The sequence below is a fragment of the Halovulum sp. GXIMD14794 genome (assembly GCF_054457455.1).
In genome coordinates, this window is the sequence record NZ_JBTLNF010000004.1 from 413,004 (window position 1) to 437,895 (window position 24,892).

At 65.5% G+C, this 24,892-nt stretch carries 25 protein-coding genes; 17 read left to right on the forward strand and 8 right to left on the reverse strand.

The features are described 5' to 3' along the window. Nucleotides 1-10: 10 nt before the first annotated feature. Entirely contained in the window at nucleotides 11-775 is a 765-nt protein-coding gene (locus ACW9UR_RS08685) for an NAD kinase (protein ID WP_458916569.1), read from the reverse strand. A 216-nt stretch (nucleotides 776-991) separates the two neighbouring features. Between ACW9UR_RS08685 and glyA the strand changes: the two genes are divergently transcribed. Continuing rightward, the gene (glyA, locus tag ACW9UR_RS08690; protein ID WP_458916570.1) at nucleotides 992-2,287 is read left to right on the forward strand and encodes a serine hydroxymethyltransferase; all 1,296 of its coding nucleotides are present in this window, start codon (nucleotides 992-994) and stop codon (nucleotides 2,285-2,287) included. Between the two features lie 444 nt (nucleotides 2,288-2,731). Here the strand turns inward: glyA and ACW9UR_RS08695 are convergent, their stop codons facing one another. Beyond that, a complete protein-coding gene (locus tag ACW9UR_RS08695) occupies nucleotides 2,732-3,613 on the reverse strand; it encodes a 1-acyl-sn-glycerol-3-phosphate acyltransferase (RefSeq protein WP_458916571.1) in 882 nt (293 codons plus the stop codon). Nucleotides 3,614-3,771: 158 nt separating this feature from the next. Next, nucleotides 3,772-4,404, reverse strand: a complete 633-nt coding sequence (locus tag ACW9UR_RS08700; protein ID WP_458916572.1) for a TetR/AcrR family transcriptional regulator — start codon at nucleotides 4,402-4,404, stop codon at nucleotides 3,772-3,774. A gap of 187 nt (nucleotides 4,405-4,591) precedes the next feature. Between ACW9UR_RS08700 and ACW9UR_RS08705 the strand changes: the two genes are divergently transcribed. Further along, entirely contained in the window at nucleotides 4,592-5,050 is a 459-nt protein-coding gene (locus tag ACW9UR_RS08705) for a c-type cytochrome (protein WP_458916573.1), read from the forward strand. Nucleotides 5,051-5,059: 9 nt separating this feature from the next. Then, complete coding sequence (locus tag ACW9UR_RS08710) at nucleotides 5,060-5,956, forward strand: cytochrome c (RefSeq protein WP_458916574.1); 897 nt, start codon at nucleotides 5,060-5,062, stop codon at nucleotides 5,954-5,956. 31 nt (nucleotides 5,957-5,987) lie between these two features. Here ACW9UR_RS08710 and ACW9UR_RS08715 read toward each other — a convergent pair whose 3' ends face one another. From ACW9UR_RS08715 to ACW9UR_RS08725, 3 genes are all read right to left on the reverse strand, one after another. Next, entirely contained in the window at nucleotides 5,988-6,677 is a 690-nt protein-coding gene (locus tag ACW9UR_RS08715; RefSeq protein WP_458916575.1) for an SIMPL domain-containing protein, read from the reverse strand. 208 nt (nucleotides 6,678-6,885) lie between these two features. Continuing rightward, the gene (locus ACW9UR_RS08720) at nucleotides 6,886-7,539 is read right to left on the reverse strand and encodes a flavin reductase family protein (protein WP_458916576.1); all 654 of its coding nucleotides are present in this window, start codon (nucleotides 7,537-7,539) and stop codon (nucleotides 6,886-6,888) included. After that, on the reverse strand, nucleotides 7,536-8,225 hold the full coding sequence (locus ACW9UR_RS08725) for a GntR family transcriptional regulator (protein ID WP_458916577.1): 690 nt from the start codon (nucleotides 8,223-8,225) through the stop codon (nucleotides 7,536-7,538). Before ACW9UR_RS08725 ends, ACW9UR_RS08720 begins: the two co-directional genes overlap by 4 nt. Nucleotides 8,226-8,390: 165 nt before the next feature. On the opposite strand from ACW9UR_RS08725, the gene ACW9UR_RS08730 reads away from it, so the two are divergent. The 12 genes from ACW9UR_RS08730 (at nucleotide 8,391) to ACW9UR_RS08785 (ending at nucleotide 20,311) form a co-directional block, all read left to right on the forward strand. After that, nucleotides 8,391-9,968: an ABC transporter substrate-binding protein gene (locus ACW9UR_RS08730; RefSeq protein ID WP_458916578.1), complete on the forward strand. Its 1,578-nt coding sequence runs from the start codon at nucleotides 8,391-8,393 to the stop codon at nucleotides 9,966-9,968. A gap of 56 nt (nucleotides 9,969-10,024) precedes the next feature. Then, entirely contained in the window at nucleotides 10,025-11,017 is a 993-nt protein-coding gene (locus tag ACW9UR_RS08735; RefSeq protein WP_458916579.1) for an ABC transporter permease, read from the forward strand. Further along, nucleotides 11,010-11,975, forward strand: a complete 966-nt coding sequence (locus ACW9UR_RS08740; protein WP_458916580.1) for an ABC transporter permease — start codon at nucleotides 11,010-11,012, stop codon at nucleotides 11,973-11,975. The genes ACW9UR_RS08735 and ACW9UR_RS08740 overlap by 8 nt, the downstream gene beginning before the upstream one ends. 4 nt (nucleotides 11,976-11,979) lie before the next feature. Then, nucleotides 11,980-13,161 carry an amidohydrolase family protein gene (locus ACW9UR_RS08745; RefSeq protein WP_458916581.1) on the forward strand — a complete coding sequence of 394 codons (1,182 nt, stop codon included), beginning with the start codon at nucleotides 11,980-11,982 and terminating at the stop codon, nucleotides 13,159-13,161. Next, a complete protein-coding gene (locus tag ACW9UR_RS08750; RefSeq protein ID WP_458916582.1) occupies nucleotides 13,158-14,600 on the forward strand; it encodes a chlorohydrolase family protein in 1,443 nt (480 codons plus the stop codon). Before ACW9UR_RS08745 ends, ACW9UR_RS08750 begins: the two co-directional genes overlap by 4 nt. Further along, entirely contained in the window at nucleotides 14,597-15,565 is a 969-nt protein-coding gene (locus ACW9UR_RS08755) for an ABC transporter ATP-binding protein (protein WP_458916583.1), read from the forward strand. Before ACW9UR_RS08750 ends, ACW9UR_RS08755 begins: the two co-directional genes overlap by 4 nt. Continuing rightward, nucleotides 15,562-16,524, forward strand: a complete 963-nt coding sequence (locus ACW9UR_RS08760) for an ABC transporter ATP-binding protein (RefSeq protein ID WP_458916584.1) — start codon at nucleotides 15,562-15,564, stop codon at nucleotides 16,522-16,524. Before ACW9UR_RS08755 ends, ACW9UR_RS08760 begins: the two co-directional genes overlap by 4 nt. Before the next feature lie 10 nt (nucleotides 16,525-16,534). Further along, nucleotides 16,535-17,035 (forward strand): nucleoside deaminase, encoded by a 501-nt coding sequence (locus tag ACW9UR_RS08765; protein ID WP_458916585.1) that lies wholly within the window; start codon nucleotides 16,535-16,537, stop codon nucleotides 17,033-17,035. Between the two features lie 119 nt (nucleotides 17,036-17,154). Further along, a complete protein-coding gene (locus tag ACW9UR_RS08770) occupies nucleotides 17,155-17,589 on the forward strand; it encodes a pyridoxal-phosphate dependent enzyme (RefSeq protein ID WP_458916586.1) in 435 nt (144 codons plus the stop codon). A 92-nt stretch (nucleotides 17,590-17,681) separates the two neighbouring features. Then, a complete protein-coding gene (locus ACW9UR_RS08775; protein WP_458916587.1) occupies nucleotides 17,682-18,971 on the forward strand; it encodes a PQQ-dependent sugar dehydrogenase in 1,290 nt (429 codons plus the stop codon). Between the two features lie 21 nt (nucleotides 18,972-18,992). Further along, nucleotides 18,993-19,406 (forward strand): cupredoxin domain-containing protein, encoded by a 414-nt coding sequence (locus ACW9UR_RS08780; RefSeq protein WP_458916588.1) that lies wholly within the window; start codon nucleotides 18,993-18,995, stop codon nucleotides 19,404-19,406. Between the two features lie 71 nt (nucleotides 19,407-19,477). Then, nucleotides 19,478-20,311 carry an ankyrin repeat domain-containing protein gene (locus ACW9UR_RS08785; protein WP_458916589.1) on the forward strand — a complete coding sequence of 278 codons (834 nt, stop codon included), beginning with the start codon at nucleotides 19,478-19,480 and terminating at the stop codon, nucleotides 20,309-20,311. Nucleotide 20,312: 1 nt separating this feature from the next. Here the strand turns inward: ACW9UR_RS08785 and ACW9UR_RS08790 are convergent, their stop codons facing one another. Beyond that, the gene (locus ACW9UR_RS08790) at nucleotides 20,313-20,888 is read right to left on the reverse strand and encodes a c-type cytochrome (protein ID WP_458916590.1); all 576 of its coding nucleotides are present in this window, start codon (nucleotides 20,886-20,888) and stop codon (nucleotides 20,313-20,315) included. 74 nt (nucleotides 20,889-20,962) lie between these two features. After that, a complete protein-coding gene (locus tag ACW9UR_RS08795) occupies nucleotides 20,963-22,663 on the reverse strand; it encodes an outer membrane protein assembly factor BamB family protein (RefSeq protein WP_458916591.1) in 1,701 nt (566 codons plus the stop codon). Nucleotides 22,664-22,761: 98 nt separating this feature from the next. On the opposite strand from ACW9UR_RS08795, the gene ACW9UR_RS08800 reads away from it, so the two are divergent. Both ACW9UR_RS08800 and ACW9UR_RS08805 read left to right on the forward strand, forming a co-directional pair. Next, nucleotides 22,762-23,739, forward strand: coding sequence for a PQQ-dependent catabolism-associated beta-propeller protein (locus ACW9UR_RS08800; protein WP_458916592.1), 978 nt, complete (start codon nucleotides 22,762-22,764; stop codon nucleotides 23,737-23,739). Then, the gene (locus ACW9UR_RS08805) at nucleotides 23,714-24,883 is read left to right on the forward strand and encodes a type 1 periplasmic-binding domain-containing protein (protein ID WP_458916593.1); all 1,170 of its coding nucleotides are present in this window, start codon (nucleotides 23,714-23,716) and stop codon (nucleotides 24,881-24,883) included. Before ACW9UR_RS08800 ends, ACW9UR_RS08805 begins: the two co-directional genes overlap by 26 nt. Nucleotides 24,884-24,892: the final 9 nt, after the last annotated feature.

Genomic DNA, 24,892 nt, shown 5'->3' on the forward strand with positions numbered 1-24,892 from the left:
CTTGGCAAGGTCAGACGAACTGTTCCCGGATCAGCCGCTCTTCCAGCCCGTGCCCTGGATCGAACAGCATCCGGTGCGTCACCTCGGGCTCGGTCCGGATGTCGACGGCGGTCACGTCGCGAACCTCCAGCCCATCGGCAGCGGCCAGAACTGGGCGCTTGTCCTCTTCCTGGACCTCGATCCGCACCTTAGCATCGCTCGGCAACAGCGCACCGCGCCAGCGCCGGGGCCGGAAAGCGGCCATTGCGGTCAACGCAAGAACCCCCGCGCCAATCGGCAGAATCGGTCCATGGGCGGAATAGTTGTAGGCGGTCGATCCGGCCGGGGTGCTAAGCAACGCGCCGTCGCAGACCAGCTCTTCCATCCGGGTCTGACCGTCGACGATGATCCGCAGCTTGGCGGCCTGCGGCCCGGCACGCAGCAGGCTGACCTCATTGATCGCCAGCGCCTCCTGCATCCGGCCCCAGAGCGTGGTCGCGGTCATCCTTAAGGGATGCAGCTCGGCAAGCTCGGCGGCGTCCAGGCGTTCGCGCAATCCGTTCTCGGCATAGGTGTTCATCAGGAAGCCCACCGTGCCACGGTTCATGCCGTAGACCGGGATGTTCAGGTGCTGTGTGTCGTGCAACGTCGTCAGCGCGAACCCGTCCCCCCCCAGTGCCACGACCACATCCGCCGACTCGGTCGGATAATCGCCATAACGCCTGGCCAGCCTTTCGCGCGCCTGCTGCGCCACCGGCGCCGACGAGGCGGTGAAGCTGATCCTGTCAAAGGCCAAGTGCGGCCCTCCCCTCGCTGCGCGGCTGAGGGCATCTTTAAGGTCATGGTCCGGGCTTGCAAGCGGGATCGCGGCGCCGATGCACGGCAGTTGTTGCCGATTGGCGACGTTTGGAGGCGCGAGAAGCGTCGAGGTGCGTCGCTATCGGGCTTTATGGCTCGCGCCAATTGGCGTATTGACCGCGCCAACCGAAACCATCCGGGGGAACCCTGACCGATGAAGGACATTGTGCGCGACGACGGCTTCTTCACCGAGCCACTTGCCAGCCGCGACCCCGAGCTTTCCGCTGCCATCACCGACGAGCTCACCCGCCAGCGCGACGAGATCGAGCTTATCGCCTCCGAGAACATCGTCTCGGCCGCCGTGATGGAAGCCCAGGGCTCGGTGCTGACGAACAAGTACGCCGAGGGTTATCCCGGCCGCCGCTACTACGGCGGCTGCCAACATGTCGACGTGGCCGAAAACCTGGCCATCGAACGCGCCTGCAAGCTGTTCGGCGCCAAGTTTGCCAACGTTCAGGCGAACTCGGGCAGCCAGGCGAACCAAGCGGTGTTCCTGGCACTGCTCCAGCCCGGCGACACGTACCTGGCGATGGACCTGGCCTCGGGCGGGCACCTGACCCACGGCGCGCCGCCCAACATGTCGGGCAAATGGTTCAACGCGATCCACTACGGCGTGCGCGAGGATACGCTGGACATCGACTACGACCAGCTGGAAGCCCTGGCGCTCGAGCACAAGCCCAAGCTGATCCTGGCCGGCGGCTCGGCGATCCCGCGGATCATCGATATGAAGCGGTTCCGCGCGGTGGCCGACAAGGTCGGCGCCTACCTTATGGCCGACATGGCGCATTTCGCCGGCCTGATCGCGGGCGGCGTCTATCCGAACCAGATTGAGGACGTGCACGTCCTGACCTCGACCACGCACAAGACCCTTCGCGGTCCGCGCGGCGGCCTGATCCTAACCAATGACGAGGCGATCGCCAAGAAGATCAACTCGGCCGTGTTTCCCGGCTTGCAGGGCGGCCCGCTGATGCACGTCATCGCCGGCAAGGCCGCGGCGTTCGGCGAGGCGTTGCGCCCCGAATTCGCCGAGTACCAGAAGCAGGTCGTGAAGAACGCGCAGGTGCTGGCCCAGACCCTGATCGACGGCGGTCTGGCGATCACCACCGGCGGCACCGACACCCATGTCATGCTGGTGGACCTGCGCCCAAAGGGCGTGAAGGGGAACGACGCCGAGAAGGCCCTGGGTCGTGCGCACATCACCTGCAACAAGAACGGCATCCCCTTCGATACCGAGAAGTTCACCGTAACCAGCGGCATCCGTCTCGGCACTCCAGCGGGCACCACCCGTGGTTTCGGTGAGGACGAGTTCCGCGAGATCGGCGAACTCATCGTAGAAGTCGTTGACGGCCTGGCCGCCAACGGCCCCGAAGGTAATGCCGAGGTGGAAGAGCGCGTGAAGGCGAAGGTCAAGATGCTCTGCGACGCGTTCCCGATCTACGAAGGGCTCTGATCGGAACAACTGCCGCAATAAACGTCGCCAAATCGATGCTCCGGAGTACCATGCTGGGGCATCGCACTGCTTACCAAATGATCCGGAAGGCCTTGCTCTACGCAGCGTCACAGCAAGCGAAATTGGGAGGAGAATCCCATGAAGACCCGCGTCGTGACACTCGGACTTTGCGCAGCACTCTCAGTTCTGGCGATGGCCAACGCGGGCGGCAACAAAGACGCAGCCTAAAGCATGGTAGAGGACCTGGATGCAAAAGAAGCAACTACCAACGTGGCAATGGAACTTCGCATTCGAGGGACGTAGGCACAGCCGACTGGCGCACGAGTTTGGGACAACGCAGGCAGTGATATTACGGTCCGGCTAGAAGCTTTCCGGCAAAGACAAGACAAAATAAGCAGATAGCCTTTCTTTTCCGGCGCACCCGCGTCCGAAACTAGAAAGTTCTTACCGGCTAAGCGCTGTGATCTGGCGCTTCACCCAACTGGGACGAGCGCTGGGAATCAGGACCGAATAATCACCCTCATCCACGGCCGCACGCATGGTTGCGCGATAGAGTTCCTGAGTGGCCGCGGAGCTGTCACGCGAAAGCTGAGCGCCGTCGAGGACCCGACCGGCCCGAATCCTGAAGGTGTGGTCGTTCTTGTTGATGACCTCGTGGAACAACGTGACATCCCGTAGTGTCGGGTGGATCGCGTCGAACAGGTAGAACAGCACCGAGTTCCGCGCCGTGATGTGGATCGGCACGACGGGCAGCTGGTACTTCCGCGCCAGCATCGCGGCCGACGGCATCCAGGGCCGCTCGTAGAGCTTCAGCCCTCGCCGCTTGGCCAGCCGCCCAGACGGAAACAGCACCGCCATCCGGCCCTGCTTGAACGCCTGCGCGGCATAGGTCAGCGTCTCGCGGTTGGAGCCGTGGCTGCGCTTCTCGGGCCGCCATTCGACCGGAGCGATTATCTCGTGGGTCTGCGGCATGACCCGGATCGCGTCGCGGTTGGCGAAGAAGAACAGGTCCGGACGGCGCTGGCGCAGGACGGACCACAGGATGATCCCGTCGGCGATCCCGGTGGGATGGTTGCACACCACCATCGCGGGACCGTCCTCGGGGATGCGCTCCAATCCCGAAACCTCGACATTGTGGGCAATCATCGCCGACAACGCGTCCATCAACTCCGGCGCGGGAAGATGCTGAAGCTGCTCACCGATACTGACGGTCAGGTCATAGCCAAGAAGAAGGTGGAGCAGGCCGCGGACCGTGCGGATATGCGGTCCCTTGCGGTAAAGCCACGGCGCCCGTTCTTCGATAAGGGGGTCGACACGCTCTCTCATGGTGCAGGTCCCGAAGCTGCTGCGGCACGTCTCAGGGACATAGGTCGACGGGCGCGCTTGTCACCCCCGGCAGTCCTCCCCCCGAACTCCGGGCAGTTTACCAAACCACGCGGTATCTCAAAACCCCCGCGTCACCCTGTCTCGGGCAACCGGCGCGATCAGGCCGTTTCGCTCACCGCGTCGCCTTGTGCCGTTGCCTCGGCAGCACCTACGGCGCCAAAAGCAAGCTCGCAATATATGTCTTCGATCCGGTCTGGAGGCAGCCGTCCCCCGGCACGGAACCACGTGGTGATTCCCGCGAGCATCGCGATTAGCGCGAGGCTGGCGACTCGCGGGTCCGAGACACGGAAGACGCCCGCGACGACCCCATCCTGGAGGATGTCCTCGACCACCTGCTCGTAGAGCCGGCGCAGCCGCTCGACCCGCAGGAAGTTCTCATCCGTCAGGTTGCGCAGTTCCATGTAAGAGATGAAAACGCGATCCACGCGGTCGAGGTGAAAGCGGATATGGAATCGGACGAAGCGCTCCAGACTTGCAATAGGATTGTCTATCTCGTCGGGCTGCTCACCCCAGGCCGAGAGAAGCTCCTCGAGATGCTCTATCATCAGGTCAGCAAGAAGGCTCTGCTTGTCGGGCGTGTAGAGGTAGAGAGCCCCGACGCCCACACCGACTTCCTGCGCGATCTGCCGCATGGATACGGCCGCATAGCCGTGTTCCGCGAACAGCCGAAGCGCCGCGGCCCGAACTTCGCGAGCGGTGCGCTCGCCACTCGATCCTGAGCGTCTTGCCATGACAATCACGTTACTGAACGCCCGTTCACAAGGCAAGTCGCCCGCCTCCAAGTCGCTGCGATTGCGGGATAACCCGCCGATCACGGCCGCGTGAACGACGAAGATATGACACTTGGTCGCGCGTGTGGATTGAAGCAAGCTGCCGCGGGGCATTGCCCGACAACGCGACTTGATCGGAGTTCGACTTATGCAGACCAAGCCTATTCTTGCAGCTATCCTCACCACCGCCTTAATCGGCTCGGCCGGCATTCTCGCCGCGCAGGACGTCAACGAAGTCGCACAGCGCGAAGCCGCGATGAAGAAGGTCGGCAGCGGCGCCAAGACGATCGGCGACATGCTCAAGGGCGAGACCGAGTTCAACGCCGACCGCGCCAACGCGGCACTGGCCGAGATGCATTCCGCTTCGATGAATTTCGAGAACCTCTTCCCCGAGGGCACCGCCGGCGCTGGTTCGAACGAGTTCGTCGCCTCCGAGAAGATCTGGGAAGACTTCACCGGATTCGAACGCGCCGTCGCCACCTTCCGCAGCGACATCGAAGCTGCCCAGCAGCAGGCGCCGCGGGACAAGGAACAGCTCGCCGCCGCCTTCGGCACCATCGGCAAGAACTGCCAGTCCTGCCACGAGACCTACCGCACCAAGAAGTAAGGACCAGCCATGCGCCGCGTTATTGCGGTCCTGGCGGGCCTCGCGGTCCTGGGGGCCGCAGGTTTCTGGTGGCTGACCCGTCCTGCACGGGTCAGCGCCGCCGCCCTTCCCGCGCACCAGGCCGACGCCGAGGCTGGAAAGCTGGTTTTCACCGCCGGAGGCTGCACGTCTTGCCACGCAGCTCCCGAGGCCGAGGAAGACCAGAAGCTGGTCCTTTCCGGTGGCCTACGGATCGAAAGCGATTTCGGAACGTTTCTTGCGCCCAACATCTCGCCGCACCCCGAGGCGGGTATCGGCGCTTGGACCGAGGCCGAGTTCGTCACCGCCATGCGAGAGGGCACCTCGCCGCGCGGGCGGCACTATTACCCCGCCTTTCCCTATACCAGCTACGCGCGGATGACAGACGGGGATCTGCTGGATCTCTTCGCCTATCTCAAGACGCTACCGCCATCGGACGTCGCGAGTCAGCCGCACGAGATGGGTTTCCCGTTCAATATCAGCCGCGGCATCGGGCTCTGGAAGATGCTGAACCTCGATCCCTCGCCGGTGCTTGCCGATGTGTCCGACCCGCTGGTCGAACGCGGGCGCTACCTGGTCGAAGGGCCTGGGCATTGCGGCGAATGCCACACGCCGCGCGACGCGATGGGCGGGTTGAGATACGACGCCTGGCTCTCTGGCGGGCCGAACCCGGATGGCGAGGGTTCGATCCCCAACATTACGCCGGGCGGGCTGGATTGGGCCGCATCCGACATCGCCTATTACCTCGAAAGCGGCTTCACCCCGGATTTCGACAGCGCAGGCGGATCGATGGTCTCGGTCATCCGAAACACCTCGCAACTGCCCGCCGAAGACCGCGAGGCAATCGCGGTCTACCTGAAAGCGGTACCTCCGGTCGCATCGGAGTGAGAAGGGCGGCCCCGTCGCCGCCCTCCCCGCATCACTCGCCGATGGCAAAACTCATGTTTACCGTGGCGCTCACCGTCACTTCGCCCTCGGCGACTGGCACTGCGCCGCGCATCATATCGGACTCCATGGCCATCATCGGCTGCGGACCGCTGCGCACGGTCGGCTCGGACAGCGAGACGATCTCGCCCAGCACCACTCCGGCGGCATCGGCATAGAGCCCGGCCTTGCGCACGGCGTCCTGCACCGCCTTGCGTCGGGCCTCGTCGGTCGCCTCGGTCGGATCCTGAAGACCGAAGCTCAGCCCACCCAAGGTGTTCGCCCCGTCCGAGACCACGGCATCGAGAATGCCCCCGAGCGTATCGAGGTCACGCACCGTCGCACTGACGGTGTGGTTCGCGACGAACGCCTCGATTGCCGGTTCGGTGCCGTCCACGGGCCGCGCGTCCCCGCGCCGGGGATAGAGCGACAGGTTGCCGGTCTGCAGGTCAGCCTCGGCAACGCCCTGCTCGGCAAGCCGAGCCAGAACGGCGGCGGTGGCTTCGGAGTTGGCAGCGAGTGCGTCGGCTGCAGCTTCGGCCTGGGTCGTCACGCCAACCTGGACCCGCGCCAGGTCTGGCGCGACAGAGACCTCCCCCTGACCGGTGACGTGGATCTGCGGAACCTCCTGTGCCAGCGCAGGCAGCGGCAGCAGCAAGATGGCGAGTGCAAAGAAGCGTCGCATGGATGTCTTCCGGATCTGGCCGCATCGGCGCCCGCGGGTGCCGGCGGCGATTGAAATTCAGTCCCGGCCCCGTCGCCAGCGCCGGCAGTGCAGGGCCGCTCTAAACGCGTCCCCCCTTTTCAGTAGTCAGCCGCAGGATTCCGTGCAAGCGGGCGCACCGGCCCGGACCGTGCGAGGGCGCACGTTCGCCAACATCAAGCTGTGGCCCTCAGCCAGCTTTGCGAAGCTTCCGGCGGTCCGCAACTTCGTCCGCCGAGGGCGTCGGGTAGTCGAAGTAATCCGCCGTCCCAGCGTAGCCATCGCCTCCCATCCGTCCGATCGCGTCCAGCCGGGAATGATCCGAGTAGTAGGTTCCGGTGTCGATGATGTCCTCGCGGACATGTGCCATAACGATCCGGCCCAGGATGATCTCGCGGGCTGAACTGACCTCGATCCCCAGATAGCGGCGGCATTCGAACGCGACCGGAGCCTCGGCGATCCGGGGGCAGGCGACCTGCACGCCAGGCGCGGCGGTCAGACCGGCCATCGCAAGCTCGTCCACCTCGGGGGCGAAGCCTGCCGCCGTTTCGGCCATCGCGGGCACGTTGGTGCGGTCGACGATATTGACCGTGAAGCACTCGGTCATGCGGATGTTCCAGGCGGTGTCCTTGAAGCTGCGGTCGGGCTTGTTCTCGACGCCAAGCGCAAGGATCGGTGGATCGGCGGACAGGCAGTTGAAGAAGGAGTAGGGCGCGGCGTTCACCACCCCGTCGGACGAGATCGTCGTGACCCAGGCGATAGGACGCGGCACGATGGTACCGATCATGACCTTGTAGGCCTCGCGCGGGGTCAGCGCGGCGAAATCGAGGGCGTGATGAGTCATTGCGCCAGTTCCTTTCCGTAATGCGACAGGATCGAGCGCACATTGTCCGGCTCGGGCTTCAGGTCGGCACGTTCGGCGACGGCACCGAGGTGATGTTCCATGATCCGGATGGCGCGCGCCTCGTCGCCGTCGCGGATCGCGTTGATGATCTGCGAATGCTCGTCCACTGCGCAGTCGGAGGAGTGCACCCGCGCGTACATCGACATGATCAGAGAGCAGCGCAGCACAACCTCGGAGACATAGCGGGCGAGCACCGCGTTGCCGGTCAATTCGGCCAGCAGCATGTGGAATTCCCCAGCCAGGCGAATCGAGACCGGGCCGTCCTTGCCGCGCACCGCCTCTTCGTTACGGACATGCGCTTCGAGCTGGTCGTAACCACTTCGTGGCATGCGCTTGCAGAGCAGCCGGATCACCTCGGTTTCCAGGCAATGGCGAACTTCGAAGATCTGCTCGGCCTCTTCCTGCGAGGGCTCGGCAACGAAAGCGCCGCGGTTGCGCCGCGTTACCACAAGCCCCTCATTTTCAAGGCGAACCAGTGCGTGCCGCACGATGGTCCGGCTGACGCCGAACTGCTCGCCGACCGTGTCTTCCGGCAGGCGCATGCCAGGTTTGAGCGCCTGCTCGATGATCGCCCGGCGAAGCAGGTCATAGACCGAATAGGTCAGGCTGTTCTTGCTCTCGCTCATTTCACTCGCTGCCTACCAAATGCGCATAATTCATGACGCATACGATTTATCTCGTCAACTGGATACAATTTTCTTGCAAACCTGAATACACCAGTCCATCAGAAGTGCATCGTATCCAATCTGGTCGATTCTGAAATACAATCCGAACCAACAGGGACCGAGATCATGAAACCCAGAAATTTCCTTCTCGCGACGGCGGCGCTTGCCACGCTGGCGGGCGCGGTGCAGGCCGAAAACGTGCTGAAATGGGGCGCCAACCGCGACATCGGCTCGCTCGACCCCTATTCCTTCGGGGACAGCTTCACGATCAACGTGCTGAACCACGTCTACGAAGGGCTGGTCCGCTACAACAAGGACCTGAAGATCGAGCCGGCTCTTGCCGAAAGCTGGGAGATCCTGGACGACCAGGTGACGTGGCGTTTCAAACTGCGCGAGGGTGTCACCTTTCATAACGGCAACCCGTTCACTGCCGCCGACGTTGTCGCCTCGCTGGCCCGCGTCAGCCACGAGACCTCGCCGCTGAAGGGCAATCTGCCGGCCTATGTCAGCTCGGCCGTGGTTGACGATCTGACCGTCGACATCACGCTGAACGGCACCTACCCGCTGCTGCTGAACGATCTGACCAACATCCACATCTTCGACGAGGAGTGGATGACCGAGAACGACGCCCTGTTGCCCACCGACATCGGCGCGGGCACCGAGGGTTTCGCCACCTACAACGCCAACGGCACCGGCCCGTTCATCGTCGAAAGCCGCCAGCCGGACGCCAAGACCGTGTTCGTCGTGAACCCCGACTGGTGGGACGAGCCGCAGCACAATCTCGACCGGGTCGAGCTGAGCCCAGTGACCTCGGCTGCCACCCGCGTTGCCGCCCTGCTGTCGGGCGAGATCAACTTCACCAACGACGCCCCGGTGCAGGATCTGCCGCGCCTCGAGGCCGCGCCCAACGTCAATGTGCTGGAAGGCGTCGATCTGCGCACCGTCATGATCGGCTTTCCGTTCCGCGAGACGCTGACCACCGGCGAGCCGAACCCGTTCTCGGACATCAAGGTGCGCGAGGCGCTCTACAAGGCGATCGACCTCGACCTGATCCACCAGAAGGTCATGCGTGGCAAGTCCCGCATCGCCGGCGCCACCATCGCGCCGCCGATCCCCGGCTATGCCGAGGAACTGGATACCCTGCCCGAGCACGATCCCGAGGCCGCCAAGGCGCTGCTGGCCGAGGCCGGTGTGCCCGAGGGCCTGGAGTTCGAGTTCAACTGCCTCTCGGACGGGCTGGTGAACGAGGAACAGTTCTGCCAGGCGATCGCCTCGATGTGGAGCCGTATCGGCCTTGCGCCGAAACTGGACGTCGCGCCGCGTGCGGTGCAATCGCCCAAGCGGACCACCGGCAAGACCGATGTCTACACGCTGGGCTGGGCCACGCTGCCGATGCTGGATGCCTACTCGCCGCTGATCCAGATCTTCCACAGCAAGGAAGGCAACTCGGGCGTGTTCAACTGGGGCGGCTGGTCCTACCCCGAACTGGACGCGCTGGTGCAGGCCGCTGGTAGCGAGCTGGATCTGGAAAAACGCCTGTCGCTGGAGACCCAGGCGCTGCAGATCGTCAAGGACGAGCACATCATGATCCCGCTGCACCAGCAGCCGATGGCCTGGGCGGTCACGGATGCGGTCGCGGACATGCCTCTGTTCCCTGACAACAAGCCGCGTCTGTGGTTCGCCAAGGTCGGCTCGGACAGCTGATCCCCTACGGCCGGGCCCGCGTGGGCCCGGCCCCTTCCGCCCTGCAGGAGACCGCCATGCTCGCCTTTCTCATCAAGCGGACCGCCAATGCCGCCTTCGTCATGCTGGCCGTGGCGCTGCTGGCCTTCCTGATCTTCCGGTTCTTCGGCGACCCGGTCGAGATGATGGTGAACGAGCAGGCCACCCAGCAGGACCGCGCCGAACTGCGCGAACGGCTTGGACTGAACGACGGGTTCGTGACCCAGTACACACGCTTCGTCACCAATGCCGTGCAGGGTGAGTTCGGGATCTCCTACCGGAACCAGCAGGACGTGATGGTGCTGATCAAGGAGCGCTTCCCGGCAACCTTCGAGCTGGTGCTGGTGGCGACGATCATCTCGCTGGTCGTAGGTATCCCACTCGGGGTGATCACCGCCGTCCACCGGGACAGCCGGCTGGCGGATGCGCTGCAACTCGGCTCCATCGTCGGAGTCTCGCTGCCAAGTTTCGTGGTCGGGATCCTGTTGATCCTCGCCTTCTCGGTCACGCTGGGCTGGCTGCCAGCCTTCGGGCGGGGCGAGACAGTGGATATCGGCTGGTGGTCCATGGGGCTGCTGACGCCGTCGGGCCGCGCGGCGCTGGTGCTGCCTGCCGTTTCGCTTTCCACCTTCCAGATCACGCTGGTGATGCGGCTGGTCCGGGCCGAGATGCTCGAGACGCTGCGCACCGACTATGTCAAGTTCGCCCGCGCGCGGGGCGTTCCCGCGGCCCGCGTCCACTGGCGCCACGCGCTGCGCAACTGCCTGATGCCGGTCATCACCCTGACGGGCATGCAGATCGGCAACCTCATCGCCTTTGCGCTGGTGACCGAGACGGTCTTTCAGTGGCCGGGCATGGGCCTGCTGTTCATCCAGGCGGTGACCTTCGTCGATATACCGGTGATGGCCGCTTACCTGATGCTCGTTTCCTTCATCTTCGTCGCGCTGAACACGCTGGTCGACATCACCTACGCCTGGGTGGATCCGAGGCTGCGTGACGATACCGCCCGCGCCGGAGGCTCCAATGGCTGAGACCGCTGCACCCATGACCCAAGCCCGCCCCGCCCCGCAGCCGAAGACCTCGCGCCTGAGACGGATGCGCGACAGCGACCTGTGGCATTCGTTCAAAAGCCATCCCAGCGCGGTTTTCGCTGCCGTGCTGCTGGCGCTTGTCGCGGTCACCGCGCTGCTGGCGCCGCTGATCACGCCACAGAACCCCTATGACCTCGCCGCGCTGGAACTCTGGAATGCCGAGATCCCGCCGATCTGGGCAGCCGAAGGCCAGTGGCCCTACGTGTTGGGCACGGATACGCAGGGCCGGGACATCCTGTCGGCGATCCTCTACGGCTCGCGGATCTCGCTGGTGATCGGCTTCGCCTCGGTGATGGTCGCGCTCAGCGTCGGGCTGACGCTGGGGCTGATCTCGGGCTATTTCGGCGGCCGGGTCGACAACGTCATCATGCGCATCGGCGACGTGCTGTTGTCGATGCCCTTCATCCTGATCGCGATCCTGATCACCGCCATTGCCACCGCCTCGCTACCGGCGGGCCTGAAGGATGCGCTGGCCGCACCGATCCTGATCATGGCGATCGCGGTGCCCTCGTGGGTGCAGTACGCCCGCACTGTCCGTGCCTCGGCCATGGTCGAGCGCAAGAAGGAATACGTGCAGGCCGCCCGGCTGATCCGCGTAAAATCCTGGCGGATCATGCTGCACCACATCCTGCCGAACTGCCTGACCCCCATCATGGTCGCCGCGACGCTGAACTTTGGCCTGGCTATACTGTCCGAGGCGACGCTCAGCTTTCTCGGTGTTGGCATGCCACCGGACCAGCCCAGCCTCGGGACGCTGATCCGGATCGGCAACCAATACCTGTTCTCGGGCCTGTGGTGGATCGTCGTGTTTCCGGCCGTCCAGCTGTGCCTGATCGTGCTGTCGGTCAATATGATCGGCGACTGGCTGCGCGATGCGCTCAACCCCAAACTTCGGTGATACCGTGACTTCCAAGACCCTCAAGAACGTTCGCCCGATGGGCGGCCCCGCCACCGACCTGCACATCGCGGAGGGCTGCTTCACAGACAGCGCACCCGACGGCGCCGAGGTGATCGACTGCGGCGGGCGCATCCTGATCCCCGGCCTCGTCGAGGCGCATACCCATCTCGACAAATCGCTGCTGGGCCTGGCCTGGTATCGCAACGAGGTCGGCCCCCGGCTGATCGACAAGATCACCAACGAGCGCGAGGTAAAGGTCTCGCTGGGGCTCGACCCGCAGGTGCAGTCGGAACGTCAGGCGATCCTGTCGCTGTCCCACGGCACCACGCAGATCCGCAGCCATGTCGACGTGGACACGCATCACGGCCTTGCCGGGATCGAAGGGGTGATGGCTACGCGCGAGAAACTGGCCGGGCTGGTCGACATCGAGATCGTCGCCTTCCCGCAATCCTCGATGATGCCGCGCCCCGGCACGGTCGAGATGATGGACGAGGCGCTTTCGCTGGGCGCCGAGGTGGTCGGCGGCATCGACCCCTGCGGAATCGAGCGCGATCCCAGGGGCCATCTCGACGCCGTGTTCCGGCTGGCCGAGAAGCACGGCAAGCCCATCGACATCCACCTGCACGAGCGCGACGCACTCGGCGGCTTCTCGATGGAAGAGATCATCGCCCGCACCAAAGCGCATGGCATGCAAGGCAAGGTCACGATCAGCCACGCCTTCTGCCTTGGCATGACCGACCGCAGCTATGCCGCGCAGCTGCACGAACAACTGGCCGAGAACCGCATCCACATCATCACCACCGCCCCTGCCGCAGCGCCTGTGCCGGTGGTCAAGGAACTGAAGTCCGCCGGGATCCTGACCGGCTCGGGCTCGGACGGGATCCGCGACACCTGGGGGCCTTATGGCAACGCGGACATGCTGGAGCGCGCCATGTTCATCGGCCTGCGCAACAACCTGCGCCGCGACGACGAGGTGGAACTGGCGCTGGACATCTGCACATTCGGCGGTGCCTCGATCATGGAAACCGAGGGTTACGGCCTGACGCCCGGCTGCCGTGCCGACTGCGTGCTGGTCGAGGGCGAGACCCTGACCGAGGCCGTCGTGCTGCGCGCTCCCCGCAAGCTGGTGCTCAAGGGCGGCAAGACCGTCGTCCGCGACGGCGCCTGCCTGGTCGACGCCCCATGACCGGGGGCCGCACCCTTCTGACCGCACGCTGGGTCATCGGTCACGCCGATGGCCGCCACATCGTTCACGAGAACGGCGGCGTCGTGGTCGAGGGCGACACCATCCTGCATGTCGGCCCCGGTTTCGACGGCGAGGTCGCCCGGCGCATCGACTACGGGCAGGCGGTGATTTCGCCGGGGTTCATCGATTTGGACGCGCTGTCGGACCTCGATACGACAATCCTCGGCTATGACAACGGTCCCGCCTGGAAGAAGGGCCGCGTCTGGCCTGAAACCTACGTCGCGCGCGGTCCCTACGAGATGTATTCGCCGGACGAACTGGCCTTCCAAAAGCACCACGCCTTCGCCCAGCTGATCCGCAACGGCATCACCACGGCGCTGCCGATCGCCTCGCTGTTCTACCGCGAATGGGGCGAGACTGTCGCCGAGTTCGACGCCGCCGCTGATGCCGCCGAGACACTTGGCCTGCGGGTCTACCTCGGCCCTGCCTATCGGACCGGCGGGCAGGTCACGGACGATCAAGGCAAAATCCGCGCGGTATACGACGAGCCGCGCGGATTGCGCGAACTGGCCGACGCCGCCGCGTTCGCCGCCCGGATCGAGGGCCGCGCGGATGGACGGATCCGCGCAATGTTCGCCCCCGACCGGATCGAGACCTGTACCGAGACGCTTCTGCAACGCACCGCCGCGATAGCGTCCGAGATGGCTGCCCCGGTCCGCCAGCACTGCTGCCAGTCCCCGACCGAATTGCGGCTGGTCCGCGAGCAGCATGGGCTGGCGCCGATCCAGTGGCTCGACCGGATCGGCGCGCTGGGGCCGAACTGGCTGCTGCCCCACGGCACGCACGCAACCGAAGCCGAGTTCGACCTGATCGCGGCACGTGGCGCGACGCTGGTACATTGCCCGCTGGTCTCGGCCCGGCATGGCGGGATGCTGCGCAGCTTTCCCCGCTGCCGGGCGCGGGGCATCAACATCGGACTGGGCACCGACACGCACCCTGCGGACATGATCCTCAACATGCAGATCGGCATGATGACCGCCCGACTGTCCGACGGGATCGAAGCGATCCGCTCGGAAGCCATGTTCGATGCGGCGACGCTCGGCGGGGCGCAGGCGCTAGGGCGGGGCGACCTCGGGCGGCTCCAGCCGGGCGCGAAGGCGGATATCGCGGTGATCGACCTGTCGCAAACCCTGCAGACCCCGGACCCGGTGCAGACGTTGATGACCTCGGCGAGCGGGCGCGACGTGCGCGATGTCTGGATCGACGGCCGCCCGGTGATGATAGACGGCGAGATCCCCGGCGTGGACGCCGCCGCCGACGCCGCCCGCGCGCAGGCCCAGTTCGACGGGCTGGTCGCGAAATACCCCGAGCGGACCGTCGGCCACCCGCCGGTCTCCGAAATCTTCCGCCCCAGCTATGAAAGGAGCGACGCGCCATGAGTGACATCGTCCTGGATGTACGGAACCTCAGCGTCGAGTTCCCGACGCGAAAGGGCACGCTGACCGCCGTCGACGACATCTCGCTGCAGATCCGGCGAGGAGAGATCCTTGGAATGGTCGGGGAAAGCGGCGCGGGCAAGTCGATGACCGGCATGGCGATCCTCGGCCTGCTGGAGCCGCCGGGCCGGATCGCCAGCGGCTCGATCCACCTGTCCGGCGACCGGATCGACAACCTGGATGAAGGCGCGATGCAGCAGGTGCGTGGGCGTCGGATCGGTGCGATCTTCCAGGACCCGCTGACCTCTCTCAATCCGCTGTTTCGCATCGGTGACCAGCTGGTCGAGACGATCCGCCTTCACACCGACCTGACCCGCGCCCAGGCTCGCGAGCGCGCGATGGAGCTGATGCGCGAGGTTGGCATCCCGGCCGTCGAGGAGCGGATGGACAGCTACCCGCACCAGTTCTCGGGCGGCATGCGCCAGCGCATCGTGATCGCGCTGGCGCTCTGCGCTGAGCCCGAGCTGATCGTCGCCGACGAGCCGACCACCGCGCTCGACGTGTCGATCCAGGCGCAGATCACCGCGCTTCTGAAACGGCTCTGCCGCGAGCGCGGCACTGCCGTGATGCTTGTCACCCACGACATGGGCGTGATCGCCGAGACCGCAGACCGCGTCGCCGTGCTCTATGCCGGGCGTCTGGCCGAGGTCGGCCCGGTCGAGGACGTCGTGCGCCGCCCCCGACATCCCTATACCGAGGGGCTGATGGGCTCGATCCCCAGCCTGCGCCGCGACACCGCGGAGTTGCGGATGATCCCCGGCGCGATGCCTCGGTTGGGAGCGATCCCGCCGGGCTGCGCCTTCAACCCGCGTTGCGCCCACGCCGGGCCGAAATGCCGGGCCGACGTGCCCCGGCTTCACGGCGAGGGCGCCGCCTGCTGGCTGGCCATGGAAGGAGTGAGCGCATGAGCATTCGTCAGAACGCGATCCTCGAGGTCGACGCGCTCCAACGCCAGTTCGACATCTCGGCCCCCTGGCTGAACCGTGTGCTGGAGCGCAAGCCGCGCCGCACCCTGCGCGCCGTCGACGGCGTCGATTTCGTGATCCAGCGCGGCCAGACCCTGGCGCTGGTCGGCGAATCCGGCTGCGGCAAGAGCACGATCGCCAAACTGGTCACCGGCTTGCACGCGCCCTCGGGAGGATCGATCCGTTTCCACGGCGACCGTGACCGTCTGCAGATGATCTTTCAGGATCCGTTCGCCAGCCTGAACCCGCGTTGGCGCGTCGGCCGCATCGTCGCCGAACCGCTGCGCACCCTGCGCCCGGATACGCCCGCCGCGCAGGTGTCGGCCCGTGTCGACGAACTGCTGCGCACCGTGGGTCTTTCCCCGGCCGACGGGCTGAAGTTTCCGCACGAGTTCTCGGGCGGGCAACGGCAGCGCATCTCGATCGCCCGCGCGCTGGCCGGCGAGCCCGAATTCCTGGTCTGCGACGAGCCGACCTCGGCGCTGGACGTTTCGGTCCAGGCGCAGGTGCTGAACCTGATGAAACGGCTGCAGGCCGAATTGGGCCTGACTTACCTTTTCATCAGCCACGACCTGAGCGTCGTGCGGCACATGGCCGACGTGATCGCAGTGATGTACCTGGGTCGCATCGTCGAGATCCAGCCGACCGCCGACCTGTTCGCCAACCCGCTGCATCCCTACACGCGGATGCTGCTCGAGACGATCCCGGACCTCGAAGCCCCGAAGCGCGACCGCGTGCCGATGGGCGGCGAGGTGCCTTCTCCGGTCGCGCCGCCGCCTGGATGCAGCTTTCACCCGCGCTGTCCGTTAGCATTCGAGCGGTGTCGCACCGAGCGCCCGCAACGGCGCGCGGACGTCCACAACCGCCGCGTCGCCTGTTTCGCGGCCGAAACCGCCAGCTGAGCGAGGTTCCATGTACAACGAACACTTCATGCGCCGTGCCATCGAGATTTCCGCGCAAGCCCTCGACACCCCCGGCACCGAGCCCTTCGGCGCCGTCGTCGTCAAGGACGGGCAAATCGTGGGCGAGGGCATCAACCGCTCGAAGCTGAACCACGACCCGACCTCGCATGGCGAGACCGAGGCGATCCGCGACGCCTGCCGCACCCTGGGCACGGTCGATCTTCGGGGCTGCGAACTCTACACCAGCTGCGAGCCCTGCGCGCTGTGCGTTGCCGCCATGAACATCGCCGGGATCTCGGCGCTCTATTACGCCGCCGACATGGCCCAGGCCGGTGCTGCACTCGGCAACCTGCCCGAGGCGGCGCGCTTCCCCATCGACGTCGCGCGCCTGACCCACGAATGCGGCCGCGCGGTCGGTGACCGCCACATGCCGGCGGCACAGGCGCACGGCCTGGAGGCGGCGCAAATCCTTCAGGACTGGGCGAAGAAAGTGCGGGGCACCACCGCCTGATCCCACGTCGGGTTCCGATCCGCAATCTGAGCTCCGCAACGTTCGAGCAACCGCCGCGCTCAGGCGGGCTCGAAGCCTTTGGTTTTTAGGTCAACCTCACCGGCCGCTGCCGACGAGGTATGAGAGCTGGTCCAAGGCGTGCGGCCCCTTTCCATTATTGTTATCGGATCTTCTGCCATGGCACGGCATTCGCGCGCCACCGATGGGGGGACGCCCCGCAGATCATCGTGGTGGAACCCGAGGCTGCGCCCGGCCTGTTCGAGCGCATCTCGCAAGGTCGGATCGTCACAGCCAAGGGGCCGGTGTCTTCGATGGGGCGGCTGGATTGCAAGACTCCGTCAGTGATCGCCCTGAAGGGCCTCTCGCGGGACACCGACGTGTTCGCCACGATTTCCGAAACCGAGGCGGAACGCGCCCTGCCGGTGCTGGCGAAACATGGACTGGCGACCAAGCCATCTGGCAGCGCCGGTCTTGCAGCGCTTCTGGCCGGTTTGTCTCTGCCGACCGATACCCGCGTCTTGGCGATACTCAGCGGGGAGGCCTCATCAGCCTGAGACTTGCGGGGATGACGGATATCTGCACGCGGCGGGTTTGCGCGGAAGGCCTTCTGCGGTAGCGTCGGCCGGAACAGACCCGGGGGGACACCATGGACTTGCTTGCGCGCGCCACCGCGATCGTCGGGGGCACGATGGTTCTGCTGAGACGCATGAACGCGCCCGGCAAACAGGCGATCGGCACTTCGCCAGATATCCCGGAGGCGCGCAGCCAGGGGATCATGACCCTGAAGATGCCGACAGCGCAGGGCTGGGCTCCGGGCCAGGTGCCGAAGGCCGCGGAGGGGCTCAAAGTCAATGCCTTCGCGAGCGATCTGCTGCATCCGCGCTGGATCGAGGTGCTGCCGAACGGCGACGTACTTGTCGCCGAGGCGCTGCAGCAGGCCTCGCCCCCGAAAAGCCTGATCGACCGCGCCGCGCAAGCCACCATGCGTCGCGCCCGCGCTCTCGGGGTCAGCGCCAATCGCATCACGCTGTGGCGCGACGAGGACGGCGACGGCGTCGCCGAACGCCGCGAGACCTTCCTCGAGAACCAGAACCAACCCTTCGGCATGGCGCTCGTAGACGGCACGTTTTACGTCGGGAATACCGACGGCATCGTCGCCTTCAAATACGAGAATGGCGCCACCAGCCTGAGCGGCGAAGGTCGCAAGCTGGTCGATTTCAAGCCAGGCGGGCATTGGACGCGCAGCCTGATCGTCTCACCCGACCGGACGAAGATCTACGCGGGCGTCGGCTCGCTTTCAAACATCGCCGACGAAGGGATGGAGGCCGAGGAAGGCCGCGCCGCGATCTGGGAACTGGACCTTGCAACCGAACAGGCACGGATCTTCGCCTCGGGCCTGCGCAATCCGGTCGGCGTGGCATGGGAACCCAACACCGGCGCGCTCTGGACTGTCGTGAACGAGCGCGACGGGTTGGGCGACGAGACCCCGCCCGACTACCTGACCTCAGTGCAGGAGGGCGGTTTCTACGGCTGGCCCTATTGCTACTGGGGGCAGATCGTCGACGACCGGGTACCTCAGGATCCCGAAATGGTCGCCCGCGCGATCCAGCCGGACTATGCGCTTGGCGGGCACACAGCCTCGCTCGGACTTTGCTGGATGCCCGAGGGGACGCTGCCGGGCTTCCCGGACGGCATGGTGATCGGCCAGCACGGGTCGTGGAACCGCTCAACGCTCAGCGGCTACAAGCTGATCTTCGTGCCCTTCGAGAATGGCAAGCCCTCGGGCCCCCCGCGCGATATCCTCTGGGGGTTCCTCGCCGAAGACGAGAGCGTCTCCTACGGGCGGCCGGTCGGAGTGGCCATCGGCCCCGACGGGAAGTCCCTGCTGATGGCGGATGACGTGGGCGACGTGATCTGGCGCGTCACAGGGGCTTAGGCGAAACGAGGGGGGAGAATGATGCGAACGTTGATCTTGGGGGCTGCCGCAGCCTTGGCCCTTGCCGCGCCGGTCTTCGCCGAGGGAGACCCGACGACGCGGGCCACGCGCCTCGATCCGCTGGAGTTGGACGCGGCGAGCGGGTTCTCGATCACCGAATACGAGATCGAGTCCGGCGTCTACTACCGATGGCGCATCGTCAGCGACGGGCTGGAGGAGTACAAGCTGCTCGCCCCTGGTCTCTTCCGTGAGAGCTGGATCGATCAGGTGGTGATCGAGGACAAAGAGGTCAAACCCTTCGGCCTCCACGCCGTCGAGTTCGATGACGAGGGCGAGATCGATGTCTGGTTCATCCCGATCCGTCCTGGCACCTACGAATTCTTCGTCGAGGGCCTGGCGTCGCAGGGCTTCTCGGGCACGTTCGTGGTCCGATGATCGCGCGGGCGTTCACATTGGTGGCGCTCACGTTAAGCGCACCTGCCTGGGCCCAGCCGCAACAGAGCCGGGTGTGCGATGCACTGGCGGCGCGCATCACGCAGTCGCCAGCGCAGCTTGAGGGACGCGTCCTGAACGAAGCGCTGTTCGAAGCTGCCGCGTTGGACTGCTTTGAAATCGCAGCGGATCTGCTGGACAAGGGTGCCTCGGTCGCCGCGCGCAACCGCTTCGGCGCCACACCGCTACATACAGCGGCGGCGCGCGGCTCACTCGAGATCGCGGACATGCTGCTGGAGTACGGGGCCGATCTGGACTTCGCCAGCCTCGGTGGCGGAACTCCCTTGTTGGCCGCCGCCCGCGAGGGACGACGGCGCATGGTGGCAGAACTGCTCGCGCGTGGCGCGGATGTTAATGCCGCAGACCGACAGGGCATCACGCCGCTCATGGCAGCTGCCTTCGACGGAGACGTTCGGCTTCTGTCGATGCTGCTCGACGCTGGTGCCGACCCCGAGGTGCGGGACGTCCAGGGCAAGGGCGCACTGCTCTACGCCGCCGGGCGAGCCTTCCCGCAGGTGGTCGCGGCACTGCTCGAGGCGGGGGCCGAGCCGGACGGAACCTGGGGAAACGACCTCACGCCGCTGATGTGGGCCGCAGGTCATGCCAACGACGCCCCCGCCGAGGACGGCGTTGCAGTGGCGGAACTGCTGCTGTCCGCGGGCGCTCGGGTCAACGCGGTGGATGACCGGGGCCGAACCCCGCTGATGATCGCCGCCGAACGGGGCCACCGGCAGATGATCGCCCTGCTTCTGGCGCAGGGGGCCGACCCTTCGATCACCGACAAGGACGGCCTGGCTGCATCCGATCTGGCGGCGGACGAGGCAACCCGCACCGCCCTCGCCCCTTGATCTAGAGGCCCGACAGATAGCGGGAGAGCGACTCGATGGTCGCCTCGTCCAGCTGTTTCATCGTGCTGATCTTGTCCGGCGCGTTCATCCGCACCTCGTTCTTGAAGTCCAGCATCGTCTTTTGCAGATAAGCCGGCTGTTGCCCAGCGAGGCGCGGGATGCGGCTGTCGCCCTCCCACTTGCCGTGGCAGGCGCTGCACTGGCCGCCCGTGATCCCGCGCTCGGACGCGGCTTGATCGCCATCCTGTAGCGCCGGGGCCTCGATCGCCGGCCAAGGCAAGTCCGCGAAATACTGCGCCAGCGCCTTGGCCTGGTCCCGGTCATAGGGCGCGGCGATATCGGTCATGATCTCGTGCTGCCGCCGGCCTGCGCCGTAGTCGCGCAACTGCGTGTAAATGTAGAAATACTGTTGTCCGTGGATGATCGGGTAATCCGGCTCGATCGGGATGCCGTCCTCGCCATGGCAGCCGAGGCAAAGCTGGGCCTCTTCCTCGACGTTGAAATCCTGGGCCGCCAGAGGAGCAGCGAACAGCACGAGGGCGAACGCCCCGGCTACAGGGTTGAAAGGCAGTCGCATTCAGGAAACTCCGGTGACTGACGCGACAAGGCGGGCCCGAGGGCCCGCCCGGTTCGCATCACTGTTGGCAGTGGTCATTCGGTAAGCGAGAAGGCGATGATATTGTTGCCCCGCTTGTAGTTGAGCTGCGCGTTGCCCCCTGCACCCACGACGATGAACTGCTGCCCGTCGACCGTGTAGCTGGACGGCGGCGCGTTCACGCCGGCACCCGCCTGGAAGCGCCACAGTTCTGAGCCGTTTTCGCTGTTGTAGGCGCGGAAAAGCCCGTTGCCTTCGCCGGTGAAGACCAGCCCGCCTGCCGTGGCCAGAATGCCGCCGATCATCGGCTGCTCGGTCCGGACCTTCCAGCGGATCGTGCCGGTGTCATAGTCTACCGCCGCGATATTGCCCCACTGCTCTTCCTCGGGGATCACGTCGAACGAGCCGCCGAGCCACAGCTTGCCTTCGGGGTACGGAGTCGAGCGCACCGTGTAGGTCATCGGCTGGTGCAGGTTGATGACATAGGACAGCCGGTGGTTCGGATCGATCGCCATCGGCGACCACTCGGTCCCGCCGTTCGCGCCCGGCAGCATCCGCGCGCCGTCCTCGGTCGGCAGGGTCCACATGTCCTCCTGCGGCACCATCGCCTCCGAAAAGCGGATCATCGTGCAGTCGTCCGCCTTGTGGACGTAGACATGCCCAGTCTTACCAGCGTGCAGGATGCCCTTCACGTCGCCGCCGCTTTCGTCCTTCACCGAGGTGATGACCGGTGGCGAAACCGCGTCGAGGTCCCAGACGTCATGAGCGATGTACTGGAAGTGGCAAACGTATTCGCCCGTATCGAGGTCCACCGACACGAGGCTGTCGGTATAGAGGTTGTCGCCCGGCCGCAGCGAGCCGTCGAGGTCCGGCGACGGGTTACCGACCACGAAATAGATCCGACGCGTTTCCAAGTCGACCGCCGGGTTCTGCCAGACACCGCCGCCCAGGGTCTCGTAGGGATCGCCCATCTCTTCATAGGAGGCCTTCTCGGCTTCGATGTCGCGCTTCATGTCGCGCCCGGTGGCATCATGCGTGGCCCATACCCCGCGCGAATCCTCCGGCGTGGTGTGGAAGGTCCAGATCTCCTCGCCGGTTTCGGTATCGAACGCCTTCACGAAGCCACGGATACCGTACTCGCCGCCGTTGGTTCCGATGAGCACCATGTTCTCGACCACGGTAGGTGCCATGGTCTCGGAATAGCCAAGCTCGGGCTCGGCTATCTGGGTTTCCCAGACCTGCTTGCCGGTCTTGGCATCGAGCGCCACCAGCTTGGCGTCGAGCGTGCCCATGAAGACCTTATCCCCAGCCACAGCGACGCCGCGGTTGTTCGGGCCGCAGCAATAGGTCGTCACCGGCCCCATCGCGTGCTTGTGGTGCCAGATCTGCCGGCCTGTCCGCGCATCCAGCGCGTAGACGTGGTTGAACGAGGTGGTCACGTACATGATCCCGTTCACCACGATGGGCGAGGTCTCGAGACTGTCGACCACCTCGGTCTGGAAGATCCACGCCGGGCGCAGGTTCTTCACGTTGTCCGTGTTGATCTGGCTGTTCGGATAGTACCGGGTCTGCTCGTAGTTGTGGTTCGTATGCAGGAACCCGTTTCCATCACCCGCCGCGCGGCTGAGCATGTCCTGGGTGACATACTGAAGATCGCCGTAGAGCGTGCTGGCAGAGGTTTCCTCCTGCGCCATCGCCATTCCGGCAACGGCTGACATCGCCACGGCTGACGCCGCGGCCTTCACCGCTTTTCTCATCGATTATCCTCCCCCTCGTTGGCGATTTTTATCGCCGGTATAATAAATATAGCCGAATATTTCCTCCGATGGTAGGGATTGCTTGGGGAGGAAAATAAATGAAAGCGGTAGCGACCCTGCTTGCGGGCGCCCTCGCGGCGGCTGGCGCCATGTCCGCTCACGCGAACGGCAGCGGGTTTGCCATCGTGCCGAACGAGCGCGGCGACACTCTCACGGTCATCTCTCCCGAACTCGAGGTCATCCGCACCGTGGAGACTTGTGCTCGTCCCCGCGGCATCCACTTCAACGACGACCGCAGCCGATTTTTCGTGGGCTGCGCAGACGACGATTTGATCGCGATCTACCACACTGAAACTCTGGAACTGGTTGGCCGCATCACCGGTGTTCCCGCGCCCGAAACTTTCGATCTGCATCCGGATGGACGACGACTGATCGTCTCGAACGAGGAGGACGCAGCCGCCAGTGTCTTCGACGTCGAGACCGGCGAATTCCTCGCGGAGTATTTCACTGGTGAGGAGCCCGAGGGCGTCCAAGTCACCTCGGACGGGCGGCTGGTCTTCGTCGCCTCGGAGGCCGCCAACCTGGTTCACGTCATCGACCTCGAGGCCGACGAGGTCATCAAGGACATTCTGGTCGACACCCGTCCGCGGCGCTTCGCACTGACGCCCGACGAGCGCGAACTCTGGGTCTCGGCAGAGTTGGCAGGCATCGTGAACATCATCGACGTCGAGAGCCTCGAGTTGATCGACGACATTCCTTTCCTGCCGACCGGGTTCCGCCCCGAGCAGGTGACGCCGGTCGACCTGCTGATCACCGCCGACGGCAGCCGCGCCTACGTCGCTCTGGGCCGTGCCAACCACGTTGCCGTGGTGGACGTCGCGAAACGCGCGGTGATCAACTACGTGCTGGTCGGCAAGCGCGCGTGGGGCCTGGAACTCAGTGCCGACGAAAGCCGGCTCTACGTCGCCAACGGGCTGTCGGACGATGTGACGGTGATCGACACCGGCAGCCTGAAGCCCGTCGTATCCATCCCGGTCGGGCGGGTGCCCTATGACATTCTTCTCGATGATCGCTAAGGCCCTTGCCGCGCTGGTGGTGCTGCTGCCCGCAATGGCCATCGCGGAGGGGCAGATCGTCTATGTCGGGCAGCCGGATGACCCGTACTACGAGCCGCAAAAAGCTTATACCGGCCTGTCCCTGCGCGACCGCAGCCGCCCCCTGCCCGGCGCCGAGGTCGCGATGCGCTCGGCCCGAGTGCTGGAGCGCGCCCTGGGCATCGAATTCACTCTGGAAGAACGGCTCACCGACGACCCCGCCGCAGCCGTGAACGAAGCAGCAGCGGGCGGCGCGGCGGCCGTGCTGCTGGACCTGCCGCCTGATGCGATGACGGCGGTGCTGGCGGATCACGGGACGGGCGGGACGACTCTCTTCAATATCCGCGACGCTCATCCGGCCTGGCGCGGCGCGGACTGCGCGCCGGCGATGCTGCACACTATGCCCTCGCAGGAGATGCTGGCTGACGCCTTGGCGCAGCACCTTCGCGCGCAGGGCTGGGATCGGGTGCTGCTGCTGACCGGTACCGCACTTGAAGACGAGGAGGAGGCGCAGTCCGTCCGCCGTGCGATCGCCAAGTTCGGCCTGCGCCTCGCCGACGAGCGCAGGTTCGAGTTGTCGAACGATCCGCGCCAGCGGGACCTCAACAACATCCGGCTGCTGACCGGCGGCATGCGGCACGACGTGATCTGGCTGATCGACACCGTGGGCGAGTTCGGTCGTTATGTTCCCTTCGCGACCCAAGACCCGGTACCGGTCGTTGGCTCCGAAGGACTGCGTCCGCTGGCTTGGCACTGGACGCTCGAACGCTACGGCGCACCGCAACTCAACCAGCGTTTCCAGAGACTTGCCGGTCGGGACATGAGCGACGGGGACTGGGCCGCCTGGGCTGCCGCCCGCGCGGTGATCGAGGCCGCCCAGCGCACCGGCGGCGCGGATCCGGCTGCGATCTCGGCCTATTTGCGGGGCGAGGACCTGTCGCTGGACCTCTACAAGGGCGTTGCGGGGAGTTTCCGCGCGTGGGACGGACAGCTGCGGCAGCCGATCGTGCTGGCGACGCACAACGCGGTAATTGCGCTCCCCCCTCTGGACGGGTTCGAGCATCGGACGGACACTCTGGACACGCTGGGCCTGGACGAGCCGGAAAGCGCGTGCGACCGCGACTGAAGGATTGAC